Source organism: Streptomyces beihaiensis, from assembly GCF_026274175.1.
Lineage (GTDB): Bacteria > Actinomycetota > Actinomycetes > Streptomycetales > Streptomycetaceae > Streptomyces > Streptomyces beihaiensis.
Window position 1 is genome coordinate 22,039 of the sequence record NZ_JAPHNL010000255.1, and the last position, 21,041, is coordinate 43,079.

General features: G+C 72.4%; 19 protein-coding genes, 2 tRNA genes and 1 pseudogene. 15 read left to right on the plus strand and 7 right to left on the minus strand.

What is annotated here, in order from left to right:
* Positions 1-110: 110 nt before the first annotated feature.
* A complete protein-coding gene (locus tag OFY01_RS20010; RefSeq protein ID WP_266601824.1) occupies positions 111-1,076 on the plus strand; it encodes an alpha/beta fold hydrolase in 966 nt (321 codons plus the stop codon).
* Positions 1,077-1,144: 68 nt separating this feature from the next.
* Positions 1,145-1,504 (plus strand): MmcQ/YjbR family DNA-binding protein, encoded by a 360-nt coding sequence (locus tag OFY01_RS20015; protein ID WP_266601826.1) that lies wholly within the window; start codon positions 1,145-1,147, stop codon positions 1,502-1,504.
* A 76-nt stretch (positions 1,505-1,580) separates the two neighbouring features.
* Here OFY01_RS20015 and OFY01_RS20020 read toward each other — a convergent pair whose 3' ends face one another.
* Positions 1,581-2,483 carry a transketolase family protein gene (locus tag OFY01_RS20020; protein WP_266601828.1) on the minus strand — a complete coding sequence of 301 codons (903 nt, stop codon included), beginning with the start codon at positions 2,481-2,483 and terminating at the stop codon, positions 1,581-1,583.
* A 73-nt stretch (positions 2,484-2,556) separates the two neighbouring features.
* Entirely contained in the window at positions 2,557-3,261 is a 705-nt protein-coding gene (locus OFY01_RS20025; protein WP_266601830.1) for a thiamine pyrophosphate-dependent enzyme, read from the minus strand.
* 160 nt (positions 3,262-3,421) lie between these two features.
* Between OFY01_RS20025 and OFY01_RS20030 the strand changes: the two genes are divergently transcribed.
* Positions 3,422-3,495 (plus strand) — tRNA-Pro (locus tag OFY01_RS20030).
* 6 nt (positions 3,496-3,501) lie between these two features.
* On the opposite strand, the gene OFY01_RS32640 is transcribed toward OFY01_RS20030, so the two are convergent.
* Positions 3,502-3,879 (minus strand): type 1 periplasmic-binding domain-containing protein, encoded by a 378-nt coding sequence (locus OFY01_RS32640; RefSeq protein ID WP_407700381.1) that lies wholly within the window; start codon positions 3,877-3,879, stop codon positions 3,502-3,504.
* The gene (locus OFY01_RS32645; protein ID WP_407700382.1) at positions 3,846-4,091 is read right to left on the minus strand and encodes a type 1 periplasmic-binding domain-containing protein; all 246 of its coding nucleotides are present in this window, start codon (positions 4,089-4,091) and stop codon (positions 3,846-3,848) included. The genes OFY01_RS32640 and OFY01_RS32645 overlap by 34 nt, the downstream gene beginning before the upstream one ends.
* Before the next feature lie 361 nt (positions 4,092-4,452).
* Between OFY01_RS32645 and OFY01_RS20040 the strand changes: the two are divergent.
* The 5 genes and pseudogenes from OFY01_RS20040 to OFY01_RS20060 all read left to right on the plus strand — a co-directional run.
* Positions 4,453-5,078, plus strand: a pseudogene (locus OFY01_RS20040) (glycoside hydrolase family 38 C-terminal domain-containing protein); the annotation flags it as partial.
* Positions 5,079-5,126: 48 nt separating this feature from the next.
* Entirely contained in the window at positions 5,127-5,723 is a 597-nt protein-coding gene (locus OFY01_RS20045; RefSeq protein ID WP_266601832.1) for a TetR/AcrR family transcriptional regulator, read from the plus strand.
* Positions 5,724-5,780: 57 nt separating this feature from the next.
* On the plus strand, positions 5,781-6,962 hold the full coding sequence (locus OFY01_RS20050) for a GDSL-type esterase/lipase family protein (protein WP_266601834.1): 1,182 nt from the start codon (positions 5,781-5,783) through the stop codon (positions 6,960-6,962).
* Between the two features lie 71 nt (positions 6,963-7,033).
* Complete coding sequence (locus tag OFY01_RS20055) at positions 7,034-8,497, plus strand: glyceraldehyde-3-phosphate dehydrogenase (RefSeq protein ID WP_266601836.1); 1,464 nt, start codon at positions 7,034-7,036, stop codon at positions 8,495-8,497.
* Positions 8,498-8,806: 309 nt separating this feature from the next.
* On the plus strand, positions 8,807-9,739 hold the full coding sequence (locus tag OFY01_RS20060; RefSeq protein ID WP_266601838.1) for a TauD/TfdA dioxygenase family protein: 933 nt from the start codon (positions 8,807-8,809) through the stop codon (positions 9,737-9,739).
* A gap of 65 nt (positions 9,740-9,804) precedes the next feature.
* On the opposite strand, the gene OFY01_RS20065 is transcribed toward OFY01_RS20060, so the two are convergent.
* On the minus strand, positions 9,805-10,653 hold the full coding sequence (locus tag OFY01_RS20065) for a TetR/AcrR family transcriptional regulator (RefSeq protein ID WP_266601840.1): 849 nt from the start codon (positions 10,651-10,653) through the stop codon (positions 9,805-9,807).
* Between the two features lie 160 nt (positions 10,654-10,813).
* Between OFY01_RS20065 and OFY01_RS20070 the strand changes: the two genes are divergently transcribed.
* From OFY01_RS20070 to OFY01_RS20090, 5 genes are all read left to right on the plus strand, one after another.
* A complete protein-coding gene (locus OFY01_RS20070; RefSeq protein WP_266601842.1) occupies positions 10,814-12,568 on the plus strand; it encodes a sensor histidine kinase in 1,755 nt (584 codons plus the stop codon).
* Positions 12,565-13,203, plus strand: coding sequence for a LuxR C-terminal-related transcriptional regulator (locus OFY01_RS20075; protein WP_266601862.1), 639 nt, complete (start codon positions 12,565-12,567; stop codon positions 13,201-13,203). The genes OFY01_RS20070 and OFY01_RS20075 overlap by 4 nt, the downstream gene beginning before the upstream one ends.
* A gap of 310 nt (positions 13,204-13,513) precedes the next feature.
* The gene (locus OFY01_RS20080; protein ID WP_266601844.1) at positions 13,514-14,701 is read left to right on the plus strand and encodes a thiolase family protein; all 1,188 of its coding nucleotides are present in this window, start codon (positions 13,514-13,516) and stop codon (positions 14,699-14,701) included.
* 68 nt (positions 14,702-14,769) lie between these two features.
* The gene (locus OFY01_RS20085) at positions 14,770-16,287 is read left to right on the plus strand and encodes a long-chain-fatty-acid--CoA ligase (RefSeq protein ID WP_266601846.1); all 1,518 of its coding nucleotides are present in this window, start codon (positions 14,770-14,772) and stop codon (positions 16,285-16,287) included.
* Between the two features lie 23 nt (positions 16,288-16,310).
* Positions 16,311-17,075 carry a sulfite exporter TauE/SafE family protein gene (locus tag OFY01_RS20090; protein ID WP_266601848.1) on the plus strand — a complete coding sequence of 255 codons (765 nt, stop codon included), beginning with the start codon at positions 16,311-16,313 and terminating at the stop codon, positions 17,073-17,075.
* 18 nt (positions 17,076-17,093) lie between these two features.
* On the opposite strand, the gene OFY01_RS20095 is transcribed toward OFY01_RS20090, so the two are convergent.
* Both OFY01_RS20095 and OFY01_RS20100 read right to left on the minus strand, forming a co-directional pair.
* Positions 17,094-19,172, minus strand: a complete 2,079-nt coding sequence (locus tag OFY01_RS20095; protein ID WP_266601850.1) for an MDR family MFS transporter — start codon at positions 19,170-19,172, stop codon at positions 17,094-17,096.
* Positions 19,173-19,242: 70 nt separating this feature from the next.
* The gene (locus OFY01_RS20100; RefSeq protein WP_266601852.1) at positions 19,243-19,749 is read right to left on the minus strand and encodes a DUF309 domain-containing protein; all 507 of its coding nucleotides are present in this window, start codon (positions 19,747-19,749) and stop codon (positions 19,243-19,245) included.
* Between the two features lie 118 nt (positions 19,750-19,867).
* On the opposite strand from OFY01_RS20100, the gene OFY01_RS20105 reads away from it, so the two are divergent.
* Both OFY01_RS20105 and OFY01_RS20110 read left to right on the plus strand, forming a co-directional pair.
* A tRNA-Pro gene (locus OFY01_RS20105) sits at positions 19,868-19,941 on the plus strand.
* 96 nt (positions 19,942-20,037) lie between these two features.
* On the plus strand, positions 20,038-20,946 hold the full coding sequence (locus OFY01_RS20110) for an aminoglycoside phosphotransferase family protein (protein ID WP_266601854.1): 909 nt from the start codon (positions 20,038-20,040) through the stop codon (positions 20,944-20,946).
* The last annotated feature ends 95 nt before the right edge of the window (positions 20,947-21,041 follow it).

The following is a 21,041-nucleotide window of genomic DNA, read 5'->3' on the forward strand; positions in this document are numbered from 1 at the left end:
GGCGCGCCTGACGCATGACGGCCCACCGGGCGGGGGAGACGCAGGGCACCACACACCAGGAGCCCCCCGTCTCTCCCGCCCTCCGGGCCGAACCGATCAGGAGCCGCCCCATGACCGACCAGCAGGCCCCCACGACGAGCGCGCTGACCACGGGTGACGGCGCGGCCGTCGCCACGTACACCTGGCTGCCCGCCGACGCCGGCCCGCGCGCGTTCGTGCAGATCGCGCACGGCGCCGCCGAGCACGCACTGCGCTACGACCGGTTCGCCCGCCATCTGACCGCACACGGCTACGGAGTCATCGCCTCCGACCACCGTGGGCACGGGGCCACCGCCGCCTCCACCGGTGGCTACGGCGTCACGGACGACGCGGAGCCCGGCACCACCGACGCGTGGCTCGCCATCGTCGACGACCTCAAGGCCATCGGCGACCGGGCGCGCGCCCTCCACCCGCACACCCCGTTCGTGCTGCTGGGCCACAGCCTCGGCTCGATGCTCGCCCGCGACTACGCGCAGCGGTACGCGGACGATCTGACCGGGCTGATCCTCTCCGGCACGTTCCGCTCGCTGCCGGGCGCCGACATCGAGGGCGCCGTCACGGACCTGGAGGCACAGATCGCGCGCGGCGGCCGGGCGGCGATCTCGTCCTACGTCCCCGGCCTCTTCGCCTCCTTCAACGACCCGTACAACGCGCCGGACGAGCACCGCACCGGCTTCGAGTGGCTCTCGCGCGACCCGGCGGAGGTCGACGCGTACGTGGCCGACGAGCGCTGCGGTTTCGCCTTCTCGGCGGGGCTCGCGCTGGACTGGGTGCGAGCGGTTCGCCGGATCAACGCCCCGGCGAACCTGGCCCGCATCCCGGCCGACCTGCCCGTCCACATCGCCGTCGGCACCGAGGACCCCTGCAACCAGCGGATGACGCTCGTCCACGAACTCCTGGAGGACCTGCGCTACGTCGGCGTCACCGATCTGACCTGGAAGGGCTATGAGGGCGCGCGCCACGAGATCCTCAACGAGACCAACCGCGCCGAGGTCCAGGCCGACCTCACGGCGTGGCTGGACAAGCGCGTGCCGTAAGGGCTGACGGGGCCCCGAGCGGTGCTGTCCCCCGTCTCGATGTCAGTGCCCTCGGCTAGGTTCCTGCCATGCCCGACGCCGAGGATGTACGCACCATCGCTCTGTCCCTGCCGGACACGACGGAGAAGATCGCCTGGAGCATGCCCACGTTCCGGGTGGCGGGAAAGATGTTCGCCACCCTGCCCGAGGACGAGACGTCCATCGCGGTGCGCTGCCCGAAGGACGAGCGCGACGAACTGGTCCTGGCCGAGCCGGACAAGTTCTGGATCGCCGGCCACGAGGCGACCTTCGCCTGGGTCCGTGTCCGGCTCGCCGCGCTGGAGGACGCGGCGGAACTGCGCGACATCCTCGCCGACTCCTGGCGCCAGGCCGCCCCGCCCCGGTTGCTGGAGGCCCACCCGAAGCTGGGCCTCCCGACGGGGGACTGACAGGGAGCTTCAAGGGCTGGGAGCCTCAGGAGCTGGGGAGCTTCCGGAGTCGGGGAGCTTCCGGAGTCCGGGAGCCTCAAGAGCTGAGGAAGCCCGCGATCCGCTCCCTGAGCGAGGCGGCGTCGAGCCCCTGAGCGGCGATGTGCTCCTCGGCCCGCCCGTAGCGGCGCAGCTCACGGCGGCCCACGCCCAGGCCGAGCACGCGGTGCGGCAGATCCGCGAGGGCGTCGTTGGCGGCGGCGGTGGAGGTCCCCGCGAGATACGGCTCGACGATCACGACGTCGGCGGCGTCGGCCACGCCCGCCGCCCGGCGCAGCGCGCCCGCGTCGAAGGGCCGCACCGTGGCCGCGTACAGGACGGTCACGTCGAGCCCCTCGGTGGCCGCGAGCACATTGTCGAGCATCGGGCCGACCGCGACGACGACGCCCCGGCGCCCGTCCCGCACGACCGTGAACCGCTCCCCGTCCACGGCCAGCGCCTCCTGGTTGGCCTGCGCGGACAGCCGTACGTACACGCGCTCGTCGCCCGCCGCGACGGCGTGCCGCAGGAGCGTCTCGGCCTCGTCCGGGTGTCCGGGCACGTGCACGCGCCAGCCCTCCAGCGTGTCCATCAGCGCCACGTCACCCGGCGCCATGTGCGTGTAGCCGCCCGATGCCACGTCGTACGAGGCCCCGGCGCTGACCAGCACCCCACCGACGCCTTGGTGCCCGAAGTCCAGCTTGACCTGCTCGAACGGCCGCTCCACGAGGAAGCTGGCGAAGGTGTGCATGACGGGCCGCATACCGCTGAGCGCGAGCCCTGCCCCGGCACCGACGAGCAGCTGCTCACGGATCCCGACGTTGATCACCCGGTCGGGGTGGCGCCGCGCGGCGGCCGCGAACGGGGCGAGCCCGATCTCGGCGAGGACGACGGCGACACGCGGGTCCTCGTCGAGCAGCCGGGTGAGGACAGGGGCGAATCGGTCACGCATGGTGTCCATGGGGAGGTTCCCTTCCGGGGATGCGAAGGCTGCTGGGACGAACGTCGATCGGTGCCGGTCGGATGCCGACGGCTCACGCGAACTTCGGCTCGACGCGGGCGACGACCACGTGCGGCCGCCCCGGGTGCGGGGCGCAGAACGCCTCGTACAGGGCGCAGTGGTCACGCCCGTCGACGGTGAGCGTCGACCACCCGGCCGCCTCGAACCGGGCCGCGATGCCCCCGGCCCGGCCGTAGGTGGCGGAGACGTTGTCCACCACGACCGTGTGCAGCCGCTCCAGCCCGAACGCCCCGGCGAACGCGATGGCCTCGTGGTTGCTGCCCTCGTCCAGCTCGGCGTCGCCGACGAGTGTCCAGACGGCCGGCTCGTCGAGTCCCTGCGCCCGCAGGCCGAGCGCCGTGCCGACCGCGATCGGCAGACCGTGCCCGAGCGACCCGCTGCCGATTTCGACCCCCGGCACGAGCGTACGGTCCGGATGGTGCCCGAGCGGCGAGTCGAACCCCCCGAACCCGTCCAGCCACTCCACCGGTACGAACCCCTTCGCGGCCAGCACGGCGTAGTACGCCATGGGCCCGTGTCCCTTGGAGAGCAGGAACCGGTCACGTCCGGGGCTGTCGGCCGTCTCCGGGGTGACCCCGAGCACCCGGTCGTAGAGCACCCAGACCACGTCGAGAGTCGAGGTGGCGGCGGGCCCGTGCTTCTCGTCACCGGTCATCACGCTCATCAGGCGCGGCAGGTCGGCGTACCCGTATGTCTGTCGTTGCGCTGTCGTCGTCATACGAAGGAGAGTGCGACCTCGACCTTGGTTGAGGTCAAGGCTGCCGAGGAGGGCGGGGCGCGGGAAGGAGCGCGGGAAAGGGATGCACGACCACCGCCCCGAGTGCGGTATGGTTTCTGTGCGCGTTCGGCCGGGGGTGAATCCCCAGGTCAACGGGTACCGGGACGTGGCGCAGCTTGGTAGCGCACTTGACTGGGGGTCAAGGGGTCGCAGGTTCAAATCCTGTCGTCCCGACGGTGTTCACCAGCGGGTCTGTCGACAAGGGCAGGCCCGCTGGTTGCGTTCTGCCGTCGCGGTGCTGGAGGGACCTCGGCTTGGGGTGGACGCCGTACGGGCGCGAACGTGCCCGCGCCCCAACTCCGTGCTGGGCGACCGCTTACCGGTCGGGCCGCGGTGTGCCGCCTCCTCGCGCAGGGTGCGGATGCGGCGCTCGGTGTGGGTCAGGGAGGGCAGGCCCGCGATGTGCGCGATGCGGCGGTGGCCGAGCGTGTGCAGACGGTCGACGACCGAGGCCATCGAGCCCCGGCCGTCCGCTCGCGGCTGGGACAGGACCGAATGCTCGGAGCCGTCCGCGAGTCCGCCGATCACCACACCCGGCAGGGCCGGTCCGTCGAGCACGGCGGGGCGCGGGGCGCCGACGCGCGCACCACGACCAGGACGCCGTCGACGCGCCGCTCGGCCCACCATCGGCGATAGAGGGCGCGTTCGTCCGACACGTCGTCCACGCCCCGGAAGGGCAGGCCCGGGTGCCGCTCCGAGAGCACCTCTTGGACGCCCGCGATCAGCCGGAGGAAGAACGGGTCGGCGCCGAGTGAGTCGGCAGGTCTCAAGCTCGCCCGCGCCAGGCCCGCGGCAGCTCCGCCGACCGGGCTGTGTGACGGCTCCCGCTGCCCGCAGGCCACGCACCACGTCGTTCACCGTTCCGTCTGGCAGGCCGCGGCCGACGACGGCGTCGTCCTGCTGACCAGCCCTCGCATCTCACCGGCGGAGAAGGTCCGGCTGCGAGCCGAGCGCGAGCGGTCCGTGCGGGTTCTCGAAGAGATCGACACGGCAGCCGGAAAGGCCGGATGGCATGGCACTGAGCCACCGACAGCGCGGCCGGATCCAGTGGCGCATCCGCTCGGCCATCGACCGCCCGCTCGCCGGACGCATCCCGCTGGGCGGCACCCGCGACATCAAGACGCTCGCCCGTTCCACCGTGCCCCGCACACCAACACCTCCTGGGGCGCCGCCAAGTCCGAGGCATGCAACCATCGCTTCGTCCACGTCGGTGAGCCCGACTGGGGTGTGGCGCTGGTCAACGACTCGACGTACGGGCACGACGTCACACGGACCGTGCGCGCGGAGGACCGCGGCACGACGACGACCGTGCGGGCCTCGCTGCTGCGCGCGCCGCGCTTCCCGGACCCGGAGGCGGACCAGGGCGTGCACCGGTTCCGGCACGCGCTCGTGCCGGGAGCGGGCGTCGGCGAGGCGGCGCGCGAGGGGTACGCCGTGAACCTGCCGGAGCGGCGGGTCGCCGGCGGCGGGGGACCCGCGCGGCCCCTGGTCGACGTGGATCGGGACGCGGTCGTCGTCAGCGCCGTGAAGCCGGCCGACGACGGCAGCGGCGACGTCGTCGAACGGCTCCACGAGTCCACCGGCGCGCGGGCCCGCGCGCGGCTCACCCTCGGCTTCGACGCGACGGAGGTGGACCGCACCGATCTCCTGGACCGCCCTTGCCCGACGAGGCGCGCCCCGAGCTGGTCGGGAACGTCCTGGCGCCGGCGCTGCGGCCCTTCGAGATGGTGACTCTATGCTTCTCGCGATTTGCCTAAGACCTTTAGGTTGCTGCATAATCATCATGGCTAAGAGGGAGGAAGGTCATGGTGAGAGGCGAACGGGTGGGGCTGAGCGCGCAGCGGCTGGCGCGCGCGGGCGCCGAACTGGCCGACGAGGTCGGATTCGAGCGGGTGACCGTCTCGGCGCTGGCCCGGCGCTTCGACGTGAAGGTCGCGAGCCTCTACTCACACGTCAAGAGCTCCCACGACCTCAAGACGCGCATCGCCCTGCTGGCCCTGGAGGAGATGGCCGACCGGGCCGCCGAGGCCCTGGCGGGCCGAGCCGGCAAGGACGCCCTTTTCGCCCTCGCCGACGTCTACCGCGACTACGCCCGTGAGCACCCCGGCCGCTACGCCGCCGCCCGGTACCGGCTCGACCCGGACGCGGCGGCGGCGAGCGCCGGGGCGCGGCACGCACAGCTGTCCCGGGCGGTGCTGCGCGGCTACGACCTGGCCGAACCCGAGCAGACGCACGCGGTGCGGTTGCTCGGCAGCGTCTTCCACGGCTATGTGAGCCTCGAGGCGGCCGGCGGATTCAGCCACAGCGCGCCCTCCTCGGACGAGAGCTGGACGTGGTCCCTGGACGCTCTCGACGCCCTGTTGCGGAACCGGACGACTCCGGCCGCGCAGTCCACCACTTGATCAACATGTTCAACGCAACCTGATGGACATGCCCGACACAGCGAGGCCACGAACACCATGACCGACTGGATCACCACACCCCTGCGCGCCGACATGCTGCGCGGCGCCGTCGACGTCGAGCGCACCGGCCTCGGGCTGCTCCCGCACCGGCTGCCCGCGCGGGCGCGCGCCCAGAACACCGACGCGCAGCTCGCCATGGCCGAGTCCCAGCCCTCCGGGGTCCGTCTGGTCTTCCGCACCCGAGCCAGCGCCGTCGAGCTGGACACCGTGCCGACCAAGCGGGTCTACGTGGGCGCCCCGCCGCGCCCCGACGGCCTGTACGACCTCGTCGTCGACGGCCGGCTCGTGGCGCAAGGCTCGGTGACCGGGGGCCACACCCTGACCGTCGACATGACGGCCGGGACCTTCGAGCACACCCCCGGCACGCCCGGCAGCCTCCGCTTCAGCGGGCTGCCCGACAGCATGAAGGACGTCGAGATCTGGCTGCCGCACAACGAGACCACCGAACTCGTCGCCCTGCGCACAAACGCCCCGGTCGAGGCCGCGCGGGCGAGCGGGCGGCCCGTGTGGCTGCACCACGGCAGCTCCATCAGCCACGGTTCCGACGCCGCGAGCCCGACCACCACCTGGCCCGCGCTCGCCGCCGCCCTGGGCGGCGCCGAACTGGTCAACATGGGCTTCGGCGGCGGAGCCCTCCTCGACCCGTTCACGGCACGTGCCATGCGGGACGCGCCCGCGGACCTGATCAGCGTCAAGATCGGAATCAATGTCGTCAACGGCGACCTGATGCGCATGCGAGCCTTCGGTCCCGCGGTCCACGGGTTCCTCGACACCCTCCGCGAGGGGCACCCCACCGCGCCGCTCCTCGTCGTCTCGCCGCTGCTGTGCCCGATCCACGAGGACACCCCGGGGCCCTGCGCCCCCGACACCGAACGCCTCGCCACCGGACAGGTCCGGTTCATGGCGACCGGCGACCCCGCCGCGACCGCGCACGGGAAGCTGACGCTCGCCACCATCCGTACCGAGCTGGCCCGTATCGTGGCCCAGCGCCGTGCCGACGACCCGAACCTGCACCACCTCGACGGCCTCGGCCTCTACGGAGAGGCCGACCACGCCGAGCTGCCGCTGCCCGACGCGCTCCACCCCGACGCGGCCACCCACCGCCGCATCGGTGAGCGCTTCGCGACGCGCGTCTTCGGCCCCGGCGGGGCCTTCGCGCCGGCCGGTTCCGGGCGGTGACCGGGGGCGCCGGAGCGGTGCCGAGCGGGCGGGTTAGCATATGAGCGCCGCCTAGCTCGAAAGAGATATCCGTGACTGTCAACGACGACTCGTTCACCAACTGGAAGCACCGCGAGGAGACCGCGGAGGCGATGATCCCGATCATCGGGAAGCTGCACCGCGAGCGGGACGTCAACGTCCTGCTGCACAGCCGCTCCTTGGTGAACAAGTCGGTGGTCAGCATCCTCAAGACCCACCGGTTCGCCCGTCAGATCGCCGGCGAGGAGCTCTCGGTCGCCGAGACGATGCCGTTCCTGCGCGCCCTCACCACGCTCGACCTCGGTCCTTCCCAGATCGACCTGGGCATGCTCGCCACGACGTACAAGAGCGACGAGCGCGGACTGAGCGTCGAGGAGTTCACCGCCGACGCCGTCTCCGGCGCGATAGGCACCCGCCCCGCAGGCCACGGCGCCGGCCGCGACGTCGTCCTCTACGGCTTCGGCCGCATCGGCCGCCTGGTCGCCCGGCTGCTCATCGAGAAGGCGGGCTCGGGCAACGGGCTGCGGCTGCGCGCCATCGTCGTGCGCGGAAACCCTGAGAACACCGACAAGGCCGCCGAGGACATCGTCAAGCGGGCCTCGCTGCTGCGCCGCGACTCCATCCACGGCCAGTTCCAGGGCACGATCACTGTTGACGAGGAAAGCCGCACGATCATTGCCAACGGCAATGCGATCAAGGTGATCCACGCCAACGACCCGTCCGAGGTGGACTACACCCGGCACGGCATCGAGAACGCCATCCTGATCGACAACACCGGCAAATGGCGCGACCGCGAGGGCCTCTCGCAGCACCTGCGCCCCGGCATCGACAAGGTCGTCCTGACCGCCCCCGGCAAGGGCGACGTGCCCAACATCGTGCACGGCGTCAACCACGACACCGTCAAGCCGGACGAGCAGATCCTGTCCTGCGCCTCCTGCACCACCAACGCCATCGTGCCGCCGCTCAAGGCCATGGACGACGAGTACGGGGTGCTGCGCGGCCACGTCGAGACCGTCCACTCGTTCACCAACGACCAGAACCTGCTGGACAACTACCACAAGGCCGACCGCCGCGGCCGCTCCGCGCCGCTCAACATGGTCATCACCGAGACCGGCGCCGCCTCGGCCGTCGCCAAGGCGCTGCCCGACCTCAAGGCACCCATCACCGGCAGCTCGATCCGCGTGCCCGTCCCGGACGTCTCCATCGCGATCCTCAGCCTCCGGCTCGGTCGCGAGACCACCCGCGACGAGGTGCTCGACCACCTGCGCGAGGTCTCCCTGACCTCCCCGCTGCGCCGCCAGATCGACTTCACCAGCGCCCCCGACGCGGTCTCCAGCGACTTCATCGGCTCGCGCCACGCCTCCATCGTCGACGCGGGCGCCACCAAGGTCGACGGCGACAACGCGATCCTCTACCTCTGGTACGACAACGAGTTCGGCTACTCGTGCCAGGTCATCCGGGTCGTCCAGCACGTCTCCGGCGTCGAGTACCCGACCTTCCCGGTGCCGGTGGCCTGACGGTCCCGCCCGGTCGGCCAGGGGGGAGGCGCTCCGCGTCGGGTGCCTCCCCCCTGACCGTTCCCCGCCGTTCCCCGCCGTGCCTCCCGCCGTCTTGACCACAAGATCGGCCGGGGCCCAAGATGAGCACATGACGACGCTTCGCACCCTTCTCGCCGGACCGGCCGTGCTGCCGGACCGCTGCGGGTGTGCGCGCAGCGGCTTGTAGCGGACCCCTCCCGTCCCTCGCCGCCCTTCCACTCACGTACGCGGGCACACGTGTCGACATCCGTGTGCCGGCGACGTCCGCGCACACCCCGGAGAACACTCATGTCCGTGTCCCTGACGTCCGCCCCGCTGCGCAGCGCCACCGTCCCGGACGGCGGCCTGTACGAAGGCCGCCGCCTGCTGCGCCGCACCCCCGACGGCTGGCAGGAGCGGCCCTACGAACACTTCGAGGTCCTCCCGCAGGCCGCCACCATCGGCGCCGAGATCCGCGGCCTCGACCTGTCGCGGCCGCTCACGCCCGAGCTGCGCGAGGAACTCAACCGGGCCCTGCTCGAATGGAAGGTGCTGTTCTTCCGCGACCAGCACCTCAGCAGCGACGCGCAGCGCGCCTTCGCCCGCAACTGGGGCGATCTGGAGACCAATCCGCTCCTCGAACGCGGCGACAGCGACGAGGTCGTCCGCTTCGACAAGAGCGCCGCGGCCGTGCCCAGCTTCGAGAACGTGTGGCACACCGACGTCACGTTCCGCGAACGGCCCGCCATGGGCGCCGTACTGCAACTGCGCGAGGTGCCGCCGTCCGGCGGCGACACCATGTGGGCCGACATGGCCGCCGCGTACGACAACCTGCCCGACGACGTGAAGCGGAGCGTCGAGGGGGCCGTCGCCGAGCACGACTTCATCCCCGGCTTCAGCCGGTTCTACGGGCCCGAGCGGCTCGCTCCCTGGCAGGAACTGTTCCCGCCGGTCCACCACCCCGTCGTGCGGCGCCACCCCGAGACGGGGCGCCGGATGCTGTTCGTCAACACCTCGTTCACCACACGGATCCTGGGCATGGAGCGCGCCGAGAGCGACCGGCTGCTGCGGCTGCTGTTCCAGCAGGCGCACGTGCCCGAGTTCCAGGTGCGCTTCCACTGGCGGGCGGGCGACATCGCCTTCTGGGACAACCGGGCCACCCAGCACTACGCGGTGGCCGACTACGGTGACGCCCGCCGGGTCGCCGAGCGTGTCGCCATCGCGGGGGACCGCCCGTACTGAGCGCGGTCAGGCGCGGGCGGCGATGACGTTCTCGGCTGCCCGCCGCGGGGGTCGTCGTTGGTCGCTCAGGCCAGCAGCGTCGTCCGCACGTGCGCGGTGAGCGCGGCGTGCATCGCCGCCGCCCCGCCGTCGCCGGGCGGCGACGCCAGGACCTGGGTGGCCAGGCCGTCGATCAGGGCGGTCAACGTCAGCGCCGCCGCCCCGGGGTCCGCGTCGGCGCGGAAGACGCCCCGCGCGACACCTGTGCGTACGACGTCGGCGACGGTCTGCCGCCACTGCCGGTCGTACTCGGTGTGCAGGCGGCCGACCGCCGTGTGACGCACGGCCTCGGCCCACAGGTCGAGCCGCACCGCCCACCGGCGGCGCTGCTGCGCGGTGCGGGGCGTCCGCAGCTCGATGAGCTGACGCAACTGCGCCGCCGCGTCGTCCGTCTCGGCGAGCCGGGCGGCACGGTGCGCGGTGTCCTCGTCCATGCACCGGCGCACCGCGGCCTCCAGCAGATCGGCGCGGCTCGGGAAGTGATAGTGGATCGCGGCCGTGCTGGTGGCGCAGGCGCGGGCGATGTCGGCGACCCGCACCGCGTGCAAACCGTGCTCGGCGATCAGCCGGACCGTCTCGCGGACGATCTGCGCGGCGCGCCCGCCCTCGACCGGAGCCGCGGGCGGACCTGCCGCCCCGCGCGGCCGTGTCCCGAGCAGCCGGCCGACGTCCACACGTCCCTCGTCGGCGATCCGTGCCAGCTCGGCGGCGGTGAAGCGGCGGGTGCCGTTCAGCGACCGCGACAGTTTGGACGGATCCATGACGACACGGCGGGCGAACTCGCGTTGGCTCACCCCCGCGGCCGCGATGACCTCACGGACGCGGAGGGCGGTGTCGTCGGTCGGCGCGCCGCGCCGGGCCTTGTCGGTCTCCACGAGGCGCGACCCTAACCTCGTGTTGAGACCAGCTCAACACGAGTGCTCACAAACACGGGACACGCACCGGTGTTGTGGTCCTGACTGATGCGTCAGTCAGGACCACAACAAGCCATGTCCGATTCCCACGGGGTCCCCCGAATGGCTTACCGTGTGGCGCGTGGAGAGCCAGGGTGAGCGGACGGTTCGGCTGCAACTGACCGTGGCCGCCGCCTTCGGTGTCGTGTCGGGTGCGGCGGGGTCATGGGCCTACGCGCGCACCGGCGCGTCCGCCGCGGACATCGTGCGCGACCTGGCGGTCGGCTGGGCCTACGTGGTCGCCGGCATCGTCGCCTGGCGCAGCAGACCCGCCAACCACACCGGACGCCTGATGGTGATCGAGGGCGTCACCTGGTTCTTCGGCAACCTGCAGGGCACCTCCGCACCGGCGCTGTTCGCCTTCGGCGCCTGGTTCGAGGCGCTGAACATGGCGGTGCTGCTGCACCTGATCCTGTCGTTCCCCGAAGGGCGCCTGACCACCGTTTTCACCCGGCGCCTCACCCAGGCCGGGTACGCGCTGGTCGCCGTCGGCGGCCTCGTGCGCACACTGCTCTTCGACCCGGCGGCCGACACCGGGGCGACGTACCTGGACTGCCGGGGCTGCGGCCCCAACCTGCTGCTCGTGCGCGGCTGGCGGGGCGCCTTCGAGGCGGTCGACACCGCCTATCACGCGGCGGGCTGGGTGCTCTCCGTGTTCGTCGCCGTCGCCGTCGTGCAGCGCTGGCGGCAGGCGTCGGCCGCGCGCAGGCGGGCGCTGCTGCCAGCCTGGATCGGCATCGCCGTCGCCGTCGTGTTCCTGATGTGGGACATGCTGTTCTACGTCGTGCCGTGGTTCGGCGGTGTCGGCTCGCTGGGGGAGCAGGCCGTCTACCTGATGTCGGACCTCGCCCAGGTCGGCGTCCCCTTCGCGTTCCTCGGCGGCCTGCTGCGCATGCACATGCAGCGCGGTGAGGTCAGCGGCCTCGTCATCGACGTCGGCACCGACCCCGACGCCACCCGGGTGCGCGACGCACTCGTCCGCGCCCTCGGCGACCCGACGCTGCGGCTCGGCATGTGGCGCGAGGAGCGCGGCGCCTACGTCGACGGCTCCGGCGGCGAGGTCAACCCGCAGGGTCCGGGCCGCACCCCGGTCGCCGCCGCCGACGGCCGACCGCTCGCCCTGCTCCACCACGACCCGGCCCTCGCCGAGGACCCCGAGCTGCTCGACTCCGTCGCCGCCGCGCTGCGCCTCGCCCTGGAGAACGCCTGGCTGCGCACCCGCGCCAAGGACGTCGCCACCCGCATCGTGCGCGCCGCCGACGCCGAGCGGGACCGCCTGGAACGCGACCTGCACGACGGCGCGCAGACCCGCCTCGTCTTCGCCCTCATGGCGGTGCGCCGGGTCCGCCGGGGCCTGGAAGGACACCCGGACGACACGCTGCGCGAGGCCGCCGACGAGGCCGAGTCCAGCCTGCGCCTGGCCATCGAGGAGCTGCGCGGCATCGCCCAGGGCATCCACCCGGCCGTCCTCACCCGCGAGGGCCTGGCCCCGGCGCTCAACGCGCTGGCCAGGCAGGCCGAGCTGCCCGTCGTCGTGGCCGCCGACCCGCGCCGCTACGACCCGCTCGTGGAGTCCACCGCGTACTTCACCGTCTGCGAGACGCTCACCAACGCGGCCAAGCACGCCAAGGCGCGCGCCGTCAGCGTCACGGCGCGTCATCAAGGCGGCCGGCTCGTCGTCGAGACGGTCGACGACGGCGTCGGCGGCGCCGACAGCGCGCGCGGCACCGGTCTGCGCGGGCTCGCCGACCGGATCGCCGCGGTCGACGGCGTGCTGCACATAGAGAGTCCCGTGGGTGGCGGGACCCGGATCAGAGCGGAGCTTCCGTGCGGGTGATCGTGGCCGAGGACTCGGCTTTGCTGAGGCAGGGCATCGTGCGCCTGCTCACCGACGACGGGTTCGAGGTGGCCGCCGAGTGCGGCGACACCGCCGACCTGCTCGGCCTCGTCGCCGCGCACGCCCCCGACGCCGTGCTGCTCGACATCCGTATGCCGCCCACCCACACCGACGAGGGCCTTGTCGCGGCGGCCGCGATCCGCGCCGCGCACCCCGCGACCGGCGTCCTGCTGCTCTCCCAGTACGTGGAGACGACCTCCACCGTGCAGGCGCTCGCCGAGCGGCCCGAGGGCTTCGGCTATCTGCTCAAGGAGCGCGTCGCCGACATCGACGAACTCGGCGGTGCCCTGCAGCGGGTGGCGGCGGGCGAGACCGTCCTCGACCCGCTCGTGGTGGCCCGGCTCCTCGACACGCCGCGCGCGCCGGGGCCCCTGGACGAGCTGACCGGGCGCGAGCGCGACGTGCTCGCCCTGATGGCCGAAGGCCGCTCGAACGAGGCCATCGCGCAGAAACTGGTCATCGGCGGCAAGACGGTCGAGACTCACGTCCGTAACGTCTTCACCAAGCTGCGCCTGGAACCCGACCTGCTCGAGCACCGGCGGGTCATGGCAGTCCTCACGTATCTGCGCGGTTGAGTCACGCGCCGATACGGAGGAGGTTCCGGCTGTCCGCTCCGAAGACGACGGCGGCCCCCCGTGTCCCCCGTTCCCCCGTGGCCCCCCGTACGTCGTCCGCGGAGCGGTGCCGGACCTCCACAGTAGGCCGGGCGGGGGAGCCGGACATCAGGGTGAGCCCTGAGATCCGGAACCAGGCGCACCACTTTGATCACCGCATGCCCGTTTCGCGCCCCCTTCCCAGCGGGCCCGGCCCGGGGCTATAGTCCGGAACGGCATCAAAACTAGCAGTGCTAATTAATGATGGTACCGAGGAGTCGAGGAGTCGACCGTGCGCCCCGTCCACTTCGCAGCCGCCCGCCGCACCCCGATCGGCAAACTGCGCGGATCCCTGTCGGGCGTGCGCCCCGACGACCTCGCCGCCACCGTGCTCAGGGGGCTGCTCGCCGACGCGCCCGGCCTCGATCCCGCCCGCGTCGACGACGTCTACTGGGGCGCCGCCAACCAGGCGGGCGAGGACAACCGCAACGTCGCGCGGATGGCCGCCCTGCTCGCGGGCCTGCCCGAGTCGGTGCCCGGCGCCACCGTGAACCGGCTGTGCGCCTCGGGCCTCGAGGCCGTCACCACCGCCGCCCGCACCATCGCGGCGGGCGAGGCCGACATCGTGCTCGCGGGCGGCTCCGAGTCGATGAGCCGCGCCCCGTTCGTCCTGCCCCGCCCGGACGACGCGCTCCCGCACACGATGCAGACGTACGACACCCGACTGGGCTGGCGGCTCGTCAACCCGGCGATGAAGGAGCTGCACGGCGTCCTGTCGATGGGGGAGACCGCCGAGGAGGTCGCCGACCGGTACGGCATCTCCCGCGAGCGGCAGGACGCGTTCGCTCTCCGCAGCCACCAGCGCGCCGCCGCCGCCCGCAAGGACGGCCTCTTCGACGCGGAACTCCTGCCCGTCACCCGGCCCGACGGCGTGGTGGTCGACGCCGACGAATGCATCCGCCCCGACACCTCCCTGGACAAGCTCGGCGGCCTGCGCCCCGTCTTCCGCAAGGGCGGCACGGTCACAGCGGGCAACGCGTCGCCCATGAACGACGGCGCGGCGGGCCTGCTCCTGGTCAGCGAGGAGGCCCTGAACGACCTGGGGCTCACCTCGCTCGGCCGCTACGTCGCCGGCGCCTCGGCCGGCGTCCACCCCGACGTCATGGGCATCGGCCCGGTGCCCGCCACCCGCAAGGCGCTCGACCGCGTCGGCTGGGACCTGGACACCGTGCAGGAGGCCGAGTTCAACGAGGCGTTCGCCGCGCAGGCGCTCGCCTGCCTCGACACCCTCGGCATCGACCCCGACCAGGTCAACCCCACCGGCGGCGCCATCGCGCTCGGTCACCCGCTGGGCTGCTCCGGCGCCCGCATCCTCACCACCCTGCTGCACCGCATGCGCCGCACCGGCGCCGGCCGGGGCCTGGCCACCATGTGCGTCGGCGTCGGCCAGGGCAGCGCCCTGCTCGTCGAGCGCGCCTGACCACCCGTAAAGACCGCACAGCCCGCACGGATCGCACAGCCCGCACGGAAACGGAGCACCACCCCCTCATGGCCACCCTCTCCCTCGCGGCGATCCTCGCCGAGTCCGCCCGCCGCCACCCCGACAAGACCGGACTCGTCGAGGGCGAACGCCGCTTCACCTTCAGCGAGTTGTGGCTCCAGGCCCGCAAGCAGGCCGCGGCCCTGGCCGGTCTCGGCGTGCGGCCGGGGGACAAGGTGGCGCTCATGGCGCCCAACACGGCCGAGTTCCCGCGCGCCTACTACGCGGCGCTCACCGCGGGCGCCGTCGTCGTCCCCGTCCACCTGCTCCTCTCCGCCGACGAGGTGCGCCATGTCCTGAGCGACAGCGGCGCCACGCTGCTGCTGTGCCACCCCGGGCAGGCGGCGGTCGGCGCCGCGGCCGCGAAGGCGTGCGGCGTACGCATGGTCGAACTCGGTGACGACGGCGAGCTCGAACGGCTCACCGCCGCGGCCGAGCCCGTCACCTCGTACGCGACGCGCGACGCCGACGACCCGGCCGTCGTCTTCTACACGAGCGGCACCACCGGTGTCCCCAAGGGCGCGGTCCTCAGCCACTTCAACCTCGTGATGAACGCGACCGTCGACGCCTTCGACGCCCACACCTACGACCCCGACCAGATCGTTCTCGGCGCCCTGCCGCTCTTCCACGCCTTCGGCCAGACCGCCTCCCTCAACGCGGTGTGGCGCGCGGGCAAGACACTCGTCCTGCTGCCCCGCTTCGACGCCGCCAGGGCGATCGAGGCCATGGTGCGCGAGCGGGTCACCACGTTCCACGGCGTGCCCACCATGTACGTGCATCTGCTGGCCGCCGCCGAGCAGGCCGCCGAACTGCCGCGCCTCGACGTGGCCGTGTCCGGCGGCGCGTCCCTCCCGGTCGCCGTCCTCGAACGCTTCCAGGAGCTGTACGGCGCCACCATCCACGAGGGCTACGGGCTCAGCGAGACCTCGCCCGTCGCCGCCGTCAACCAGAGCTGCTTCGGCGTCGAGCCGGGCACCGTCGGCCACCCGATCTGGGGCGTCGAGGTGGAAGTCGCCCGCGCCGAGCTGAACGAGCGCGTCGAACTGCTGCCCACCGGCGAACTCGGCGAGATCGTGGTGCGCGGCCACTGCGTCTTCTCCGGCTACCTGGGCCGCCCCGAGGCCACGGCCGAGGTCCTGGTCGACGGCTGGTTCCGCACGGGTGACCTGGGCACCAAGGACGAGAAGGGCTTCCTGCGCATCGTCGACCGCAAGAAGGACGTCATCATCCGCGGCGGCTACAACGTCTATCCGCGCGAGGTGGAGGAGGTTCTCATGCGCCACCCCGCCGTGGAACAGGTCGCCGTCATCGGTCTGCCCGACGCCGTGCACGGCGAGGAGGTGTGCGCCGTGATCGTGCCGAAACCGGACACCCCCCTCGACACCGACGAGCTCACCGCCTGGTCCAAGGAACACCTGGGCCGCCACAAGTACCCGCGCCGCGTCGAACTCACCGACCGGCTGCCGCTCGGCCCCAGCATGAAGATCCTCAAGCGTGAGCTGCGGGCGACGTACAGCGAAGGATAGACGCGCATAGCATCGGTCGCACCATGCACCACATATTCGGGATCACACCCTGGCAGTTCACGGCGCTGGCCTTCGCGGCGCTCCTGGTGGGCTTCTCCAAGACGGCCGTCAGCGGCGCCAACACCGTCAGCCTCGCGATCTTCGCCGCGATCCTGCCCGCCCGTGCCTCCGTGGGCGTCCTGCTGCCCATCCTCATCTGCGGCGACGTCCTGGCCGTCCTCACCTACCGGCGGCACGCCCACTGGCCAACGCTGTGGCGGCTGTTCCCGGCCGTCGCCGTGGGGGTCGTGGTCGGCACGGTCTTCCTCGGCCTCGCCGACGACGGGGCCGTGCGCACGTCCATCGGAGCGATCCTGCTCCTGATGGCCGCGGTCACCGTCTGGCGGCGCCGCGCGGCACAGACGCCCGAAGCGGAGTCCGAGCCCACCCGTGCGGCCCGCGTCAAAGCGGGCTCGTACGGGGTGCTCGGCGGCTTCACCACCATGGTCGCCAACGCGGGCGGCCCGGTCATGTCGATGTATCTGCTGTCGGCGGGCTTCCGCAAGCTCGGCTTCCTCGGCACCTCCGCCTGGTTCTTCCTCATCGTCAACTCCGCGAAGGTGCCGTTCAGCGCGGGCCTGGGCCTCATCGACGGTCACTCGCTGCTGCTCGACGCCGCCCTCGCCGTGTTCGTCGTGCCGGGCGCGCTCATCGGGCGGGCCGCGGTCCACCGCATCAACCAGCGCCTGTTCGAGCGGCTCGTCATCGCCGCGACCGTCGTCGGCGGTCTGCAACTGCTGCTGCGCTGACGGCGCCCCGGCCCGGCCTCAGACGCGTACGGGCTCCGGCTCGCCGCCGCCCGTACGTTCCGGCAGGCCGTTCGCCAGGTCCTCGGCCAGCAGCCGCTTGGCGATCGTGTCGACCGCGGCCCGCAGATCGAGCCCCGGGGGGCGGCCCAGATCGGCCTCCACCTGCTCGCTCAGCCACTCGCCCCACGCCCGAGACAGCACCTCGGCCTCGCGCCGCCCTGCCGCCGTGTGCGAGAAGTACGAGCCCTCACGGCTCAGATACCCCTCGGCCACCATCCGCTCGAAGACCGGCACGAGCACCTCCGGCGGCAGCCTGCGCCGGGCCGCGATCAGGCCGAGGCTCGCGTACCCGACCATCCGCGTGAAGAACTCCACCTGCATGACGGCCCACGCGCCCGCGATGTCGAGCCGTGTGTCGCTGGAGTGCAGGATCCGCCGTGCCGTCTCCAGACTCGTCGTCTTCACGATGTTCCCCACGGCCCGCTCCAGCAGCCGCGCCGAGTCACCGGACGTCGGCTGGGCGAACCCCTCGCCCATGTCGGCCGACCCGGCCCGCGCGCTGTCGCGCAGCTCGACCTGCTTGAGGAAGAGCGCCACCACGAACCCGACGACCGCGACCGGCACCGTCCACAGGAAGACGGTGTGCAGCGAGTCCGCGTACGCGTCGACGATCGGACCCCGCGCCGCGGGCGGCAGCGAGTGCAGCCCCTGCGGACTCTGCGCCGCCTTCGCCAGCGCCGCCGGATCGACTCCGGACCCGGACCGCGCCGCCCGGGCCAGGCCCTGCGTCAGGTTCGGCTTGAGGCTGTTGGCGTAGATCGTGCCGAAGACGGCCGTCCCGAAGGAGCTGCCGAGCGTACGGAAGAACGTCACACCCGACGTGGCCGTGCCCAGATCCGCGTACGCGACGGTGTTCTGCACGGCGATGGTCAGCACCTGCATGCACAGGCCGATACCGATACCGAGCACGAGCATGTACAGCGACTCCAGCCACGTGCCGGTCGAACTGCCCATCAGGGACAGCAGGTACAGCCCGAGCGCCATCACCAGCGCCCCGACGATCGGGAAGATCCGGTACGTACCGGTCTTGCTCACCACGTTGCCGGAGAAGATCGACGCGGCGAGCAGCCCGATCACCATGGGCAGGGTGCGCACCCCCGAGATGGTGGCCGAGTCCCCGTCCACGTACTGCAGATACGTCGGCAGGAACGTCATCGCGCCGAGCATCGCGAAGCCGACGATGAAGCTCAGGATCGAGCAGACCGTGAAGACCGGGTTGGCGAACAGCCGCATCGGCAGCATCGGTTCGGCGGCCCGCGTCTCGGCCCAGCAGAACAGGCCGAGCGCCGCCAGGCCGCCCGCGAACAGGCCGATGATGACACCCGAGCCCCACGCGTACTCGTTGCCGCCCCAGCTCGTCGCCAGGATCAGGGCGCTCGCCCCGGCCGCCACCAGCGCGATGCCGATGTAGTCGATGACGGGACGCACCACCGACCTGACCACCGGGATGGTGCGGGCGGCCGCCGCGACCACGACGATCGCGATCGGTACGTTGACGTAGAACGCCCAGCGCCACGACAGGTGGTCGGTGAACAGGCCGCCGAGCAGCGGTCCGATGACCGTCGCGACGCCGAACACGGCCCCGATGGCGCCCTGGTACTTGCCGCGCTCGCGCAGCGGGATGACGTCGGCGATCAGCGCCATCGCCGTCACCATCAGACCGCCCGCGCCGACGCCCTGCATCGCCCGCCAGACGATCAGCAGCGACATGTTCGTGGCGAGCCCGCACAGGAACGAGCCGGTGATGAAGACGATCGCCGAGACCTGGAAGACGACCTTGCGCCCGAACAGGTCGCCGAACTTGCCGACGAGGACGGTGGCGACGGTCTCGGCGAGCAGGTACGAGGTGACGACCCACGACATGTGCGCGGCCCCGCCCAGGTCCGCGACGATCGTGGGCAGCGCGGTGCCGACGATGGTCTGGTCGAGGGCGGCGAGCAGCATGCCCAGCATGATCGTCACGAAGACGACGTTGCGGCGTCGACGGTCGAGGACCGGAGGTGCGGGAGCGGCGGTCTCTTCGAGGGTGGTGGTCACGCTCGAAGCGTCACACCGGTGGCCGACCCGCGCATGCGGACGGCGGCCGGACCGGTGACGGAACCCCTGGTCAGCCGCTCGCCGTCCGCCCGTCGAGGCGGGGTGCACGCGCCGCCGCGTCCACCGGGCGGTCCGACCGCTCCACGTCGTCGGCCAGCTCCCGCGCCCATGCGGCCACGGCGGCCGGGTCGAGCCCGTCGGGCGCCGTGCCCGTCCAGGAGGCCACGCTCTGCGCGCCGCGCCGCAACAGCCGGGCGCCGCCTCGCGCGTTGCCGCGCGCCGCGTGCGTGAGCCCGACCGCGACCTGCGCGAGGCCCCGCCACAACGCCCGCTCGTGGGCCGGGCCCGCCTTCCACGCGTCCTCGAACACCTCGTGCGCGTGGAACGGCCGCCCGGCGTCCAGGAGCGCCTGCGCCTCGGCCACGGTCCCGGCGGCCGTGCGGACCACGCCCTCCGGCTGCCGGGGCACGCCTTCGGCGCCGTAGGGCAGCGGCCGGCCCAGGCCGTCACGGGGGCGTGCGTTACGGGCCCGCCCCTCCTCGTCGCGGTCCCTGTCGCCGCCGTGCGCAGTGCTCATGCCCGGCATTGTCGCGCACCCGGACCGCTGTCGCCCGAAGCGGTTTCAAACCACCCGTGAGCTTGGGGTATTGTTCTTCCTGTCGCCGCCGGACGGAGATCCGCAAGGCAGTGGACAACGGGACGTGGCGCAGCTTGGTAGCGCACTTGACTGGGGGTCAAGGGGTCGCAGGTTCAAATCCTGTCGTCCCGACTTTTCGAAGTCGAAGAGGAAAGCTTCGAAGTCGCAGGTCGATCGTGGGCCGCACCGGAAGAACGGTGCGGCTCTTGTCGTACGCCAGAGGTGACCATGGCCATCCGCAAGCTGCACGACGACGAACCTGACATCGACGAGAAGCTGGTGCGCGCCCTGGTCGACGACCAGTTCCCGCAGTGGTCCGGTCTTCCGCTCACCCTCGTCGACTCCAACGGCACGTCCAACGTCCTGTTCCGGCTCGGGGACGAGCGGGTGGTACGGCTGCCCAGGGTGCGTGGTTCCGTTCCCGATCTGGAGCGAGAGCGCCGCTGGATGCCGTTCCTCGCGCCGCGCGTGCCGGTGCCCGTGCCCGAGCCGGTCGCCGTCGGCGCGCCGGGGCGCGGCTTCCCCTGGCCGTGGGCGGTCCACCGGTGGCTGGACGGCGTCAACCCGACGGTCGGGCGCCTTGAGCGGCCCACGGCGCTGGCACAGGACCTGGCGGCGTTCGTGACCGCGTTGCAGCGCGTCGACACGGCGGGGGCGCCCGAGTCGTACCGGGGCCGACCGCTCGTCGAGCGGGACGCCGACACCCGTGAGGTGATCGGCTCACTCGCCGGCACGATCGACACGCAGACCGCTCTGGCCGTGTGGGACGCGGCCGTGGCCGCCCCGCGCGGCGACCGCCCCGACGTGTGGCTCCACGCCGACCTCCAGCCCGGCAACATGCTCGTCGCCGACGGGCGGCTCAGCGCCGTCATCGACTTCGGCTGCATGGGCCTGGGCGACCCGGCCGTCGACCTGATCGTGGCCTGGTACGTGCTCGACGCCCCGGAGCGTGCCGTGTACCGGGCGGGGCTCGACCTCGACGATGCGGCCTGGGCGCGCGGCCGCGGCTGGGCCCTGACCATCGCCGTCAACGAGCTGGCGTACTACCGGCAGTCCAACCGGTTCATGGCCGACACCGCGGCCCGCGTCATCGAGGAGGTCCTGACCGAGCACGCCGCCCAGGGGCGCTGCCGGTAACCGCGGCAACAACGCCGCGGACAGGTGTGATCCCGCGCCCCCGGCAAGATCCGCCGGACACCCCCCGGGCGCGCCGCCGCCTCAGCGTCGTTCGA

Excerpts from the sequence above, each read along its gene's own strand:
- OFY01_RS20010 (WP_266601824.1), top strand. The coding sequence starts at position 111 with ATGACCGACCAGCAGGCCCCCACGACGAGCGCGCTGACCACGGGTGAC.
- OFY01_RS20015 (WP_266601826.1), top strand. The coding sequence starts at position 1,145 with ATGCCCGACGCCGAGGATGTACGCACCATCGCTCTGTCCCTGCCGGAC.
- OFY01_RS20020 (WP_266601828.1), bottom strand. The coding sequence starts at position 2,483 with ATGGACACCATGCGTGACCGATTCGCCCCTGTCCTCACCCGGCTGCTC.
- OFY01_RS20025 (WP_266601830.1), bottom strand. The coding sequence starts at position 3,261 with ATGACGACGACAGCGCAACGACAGACATACGGGTACGCCGACCTGCCG.
- OFY01_RS20045 (WP_266601832.1), top strand. The coding sequence starts at position 5,127 with ATGGTGAGAGGCGAACGGGTGGGGCTGAGCGCGCAGCGGCTGGCGCGC.
- OFY01_RS20050 (WP_266601834.1), top strand. The coding sequence starts at position 5,781 with ATGACCGACTGGATCACCACACCCCTGCGCGCCGACATGCTGCGCGGC.
- OFY01_RS20060 (WP_266601838.1), top strand. The coding sequence starts at position 8,807 with ATGTCCGTGTCCCTGACGTCCGCCCCGCTGCGCAGCGCCACCGTCCCG.
- OFY01_RS20085 (WP_266601846.1), top strand. The coding sequence starts at position 14,770 with ATGGCCACCCTCTCCCTCGCGGCGATCCTCGCCGAGTCCGCCCGCCGC.
- OFY01_RS20090 (WP_266601848.1), top strand. The coding sequence starts at position 16,311 with ATGCACCACATATTCGGGATCACACCCTGGCAGTTCACGGCGCTGGCC.
- OFY01_RS20100 (WP_266601852.1), bottom strand. The coding sequence starts at position 19,749 with ATGAGCACTGCGCACGGCGGCGACAGGGACCGCGACGAGGAGGGGCGG.
- OFY01_RS20110 (WP_266601854.1), top strand. The coding sequence starts at position 20,038 with ATGGCCATCCGCAAGCTGCACGACGACGAACCTGACATCGACGAGAAG.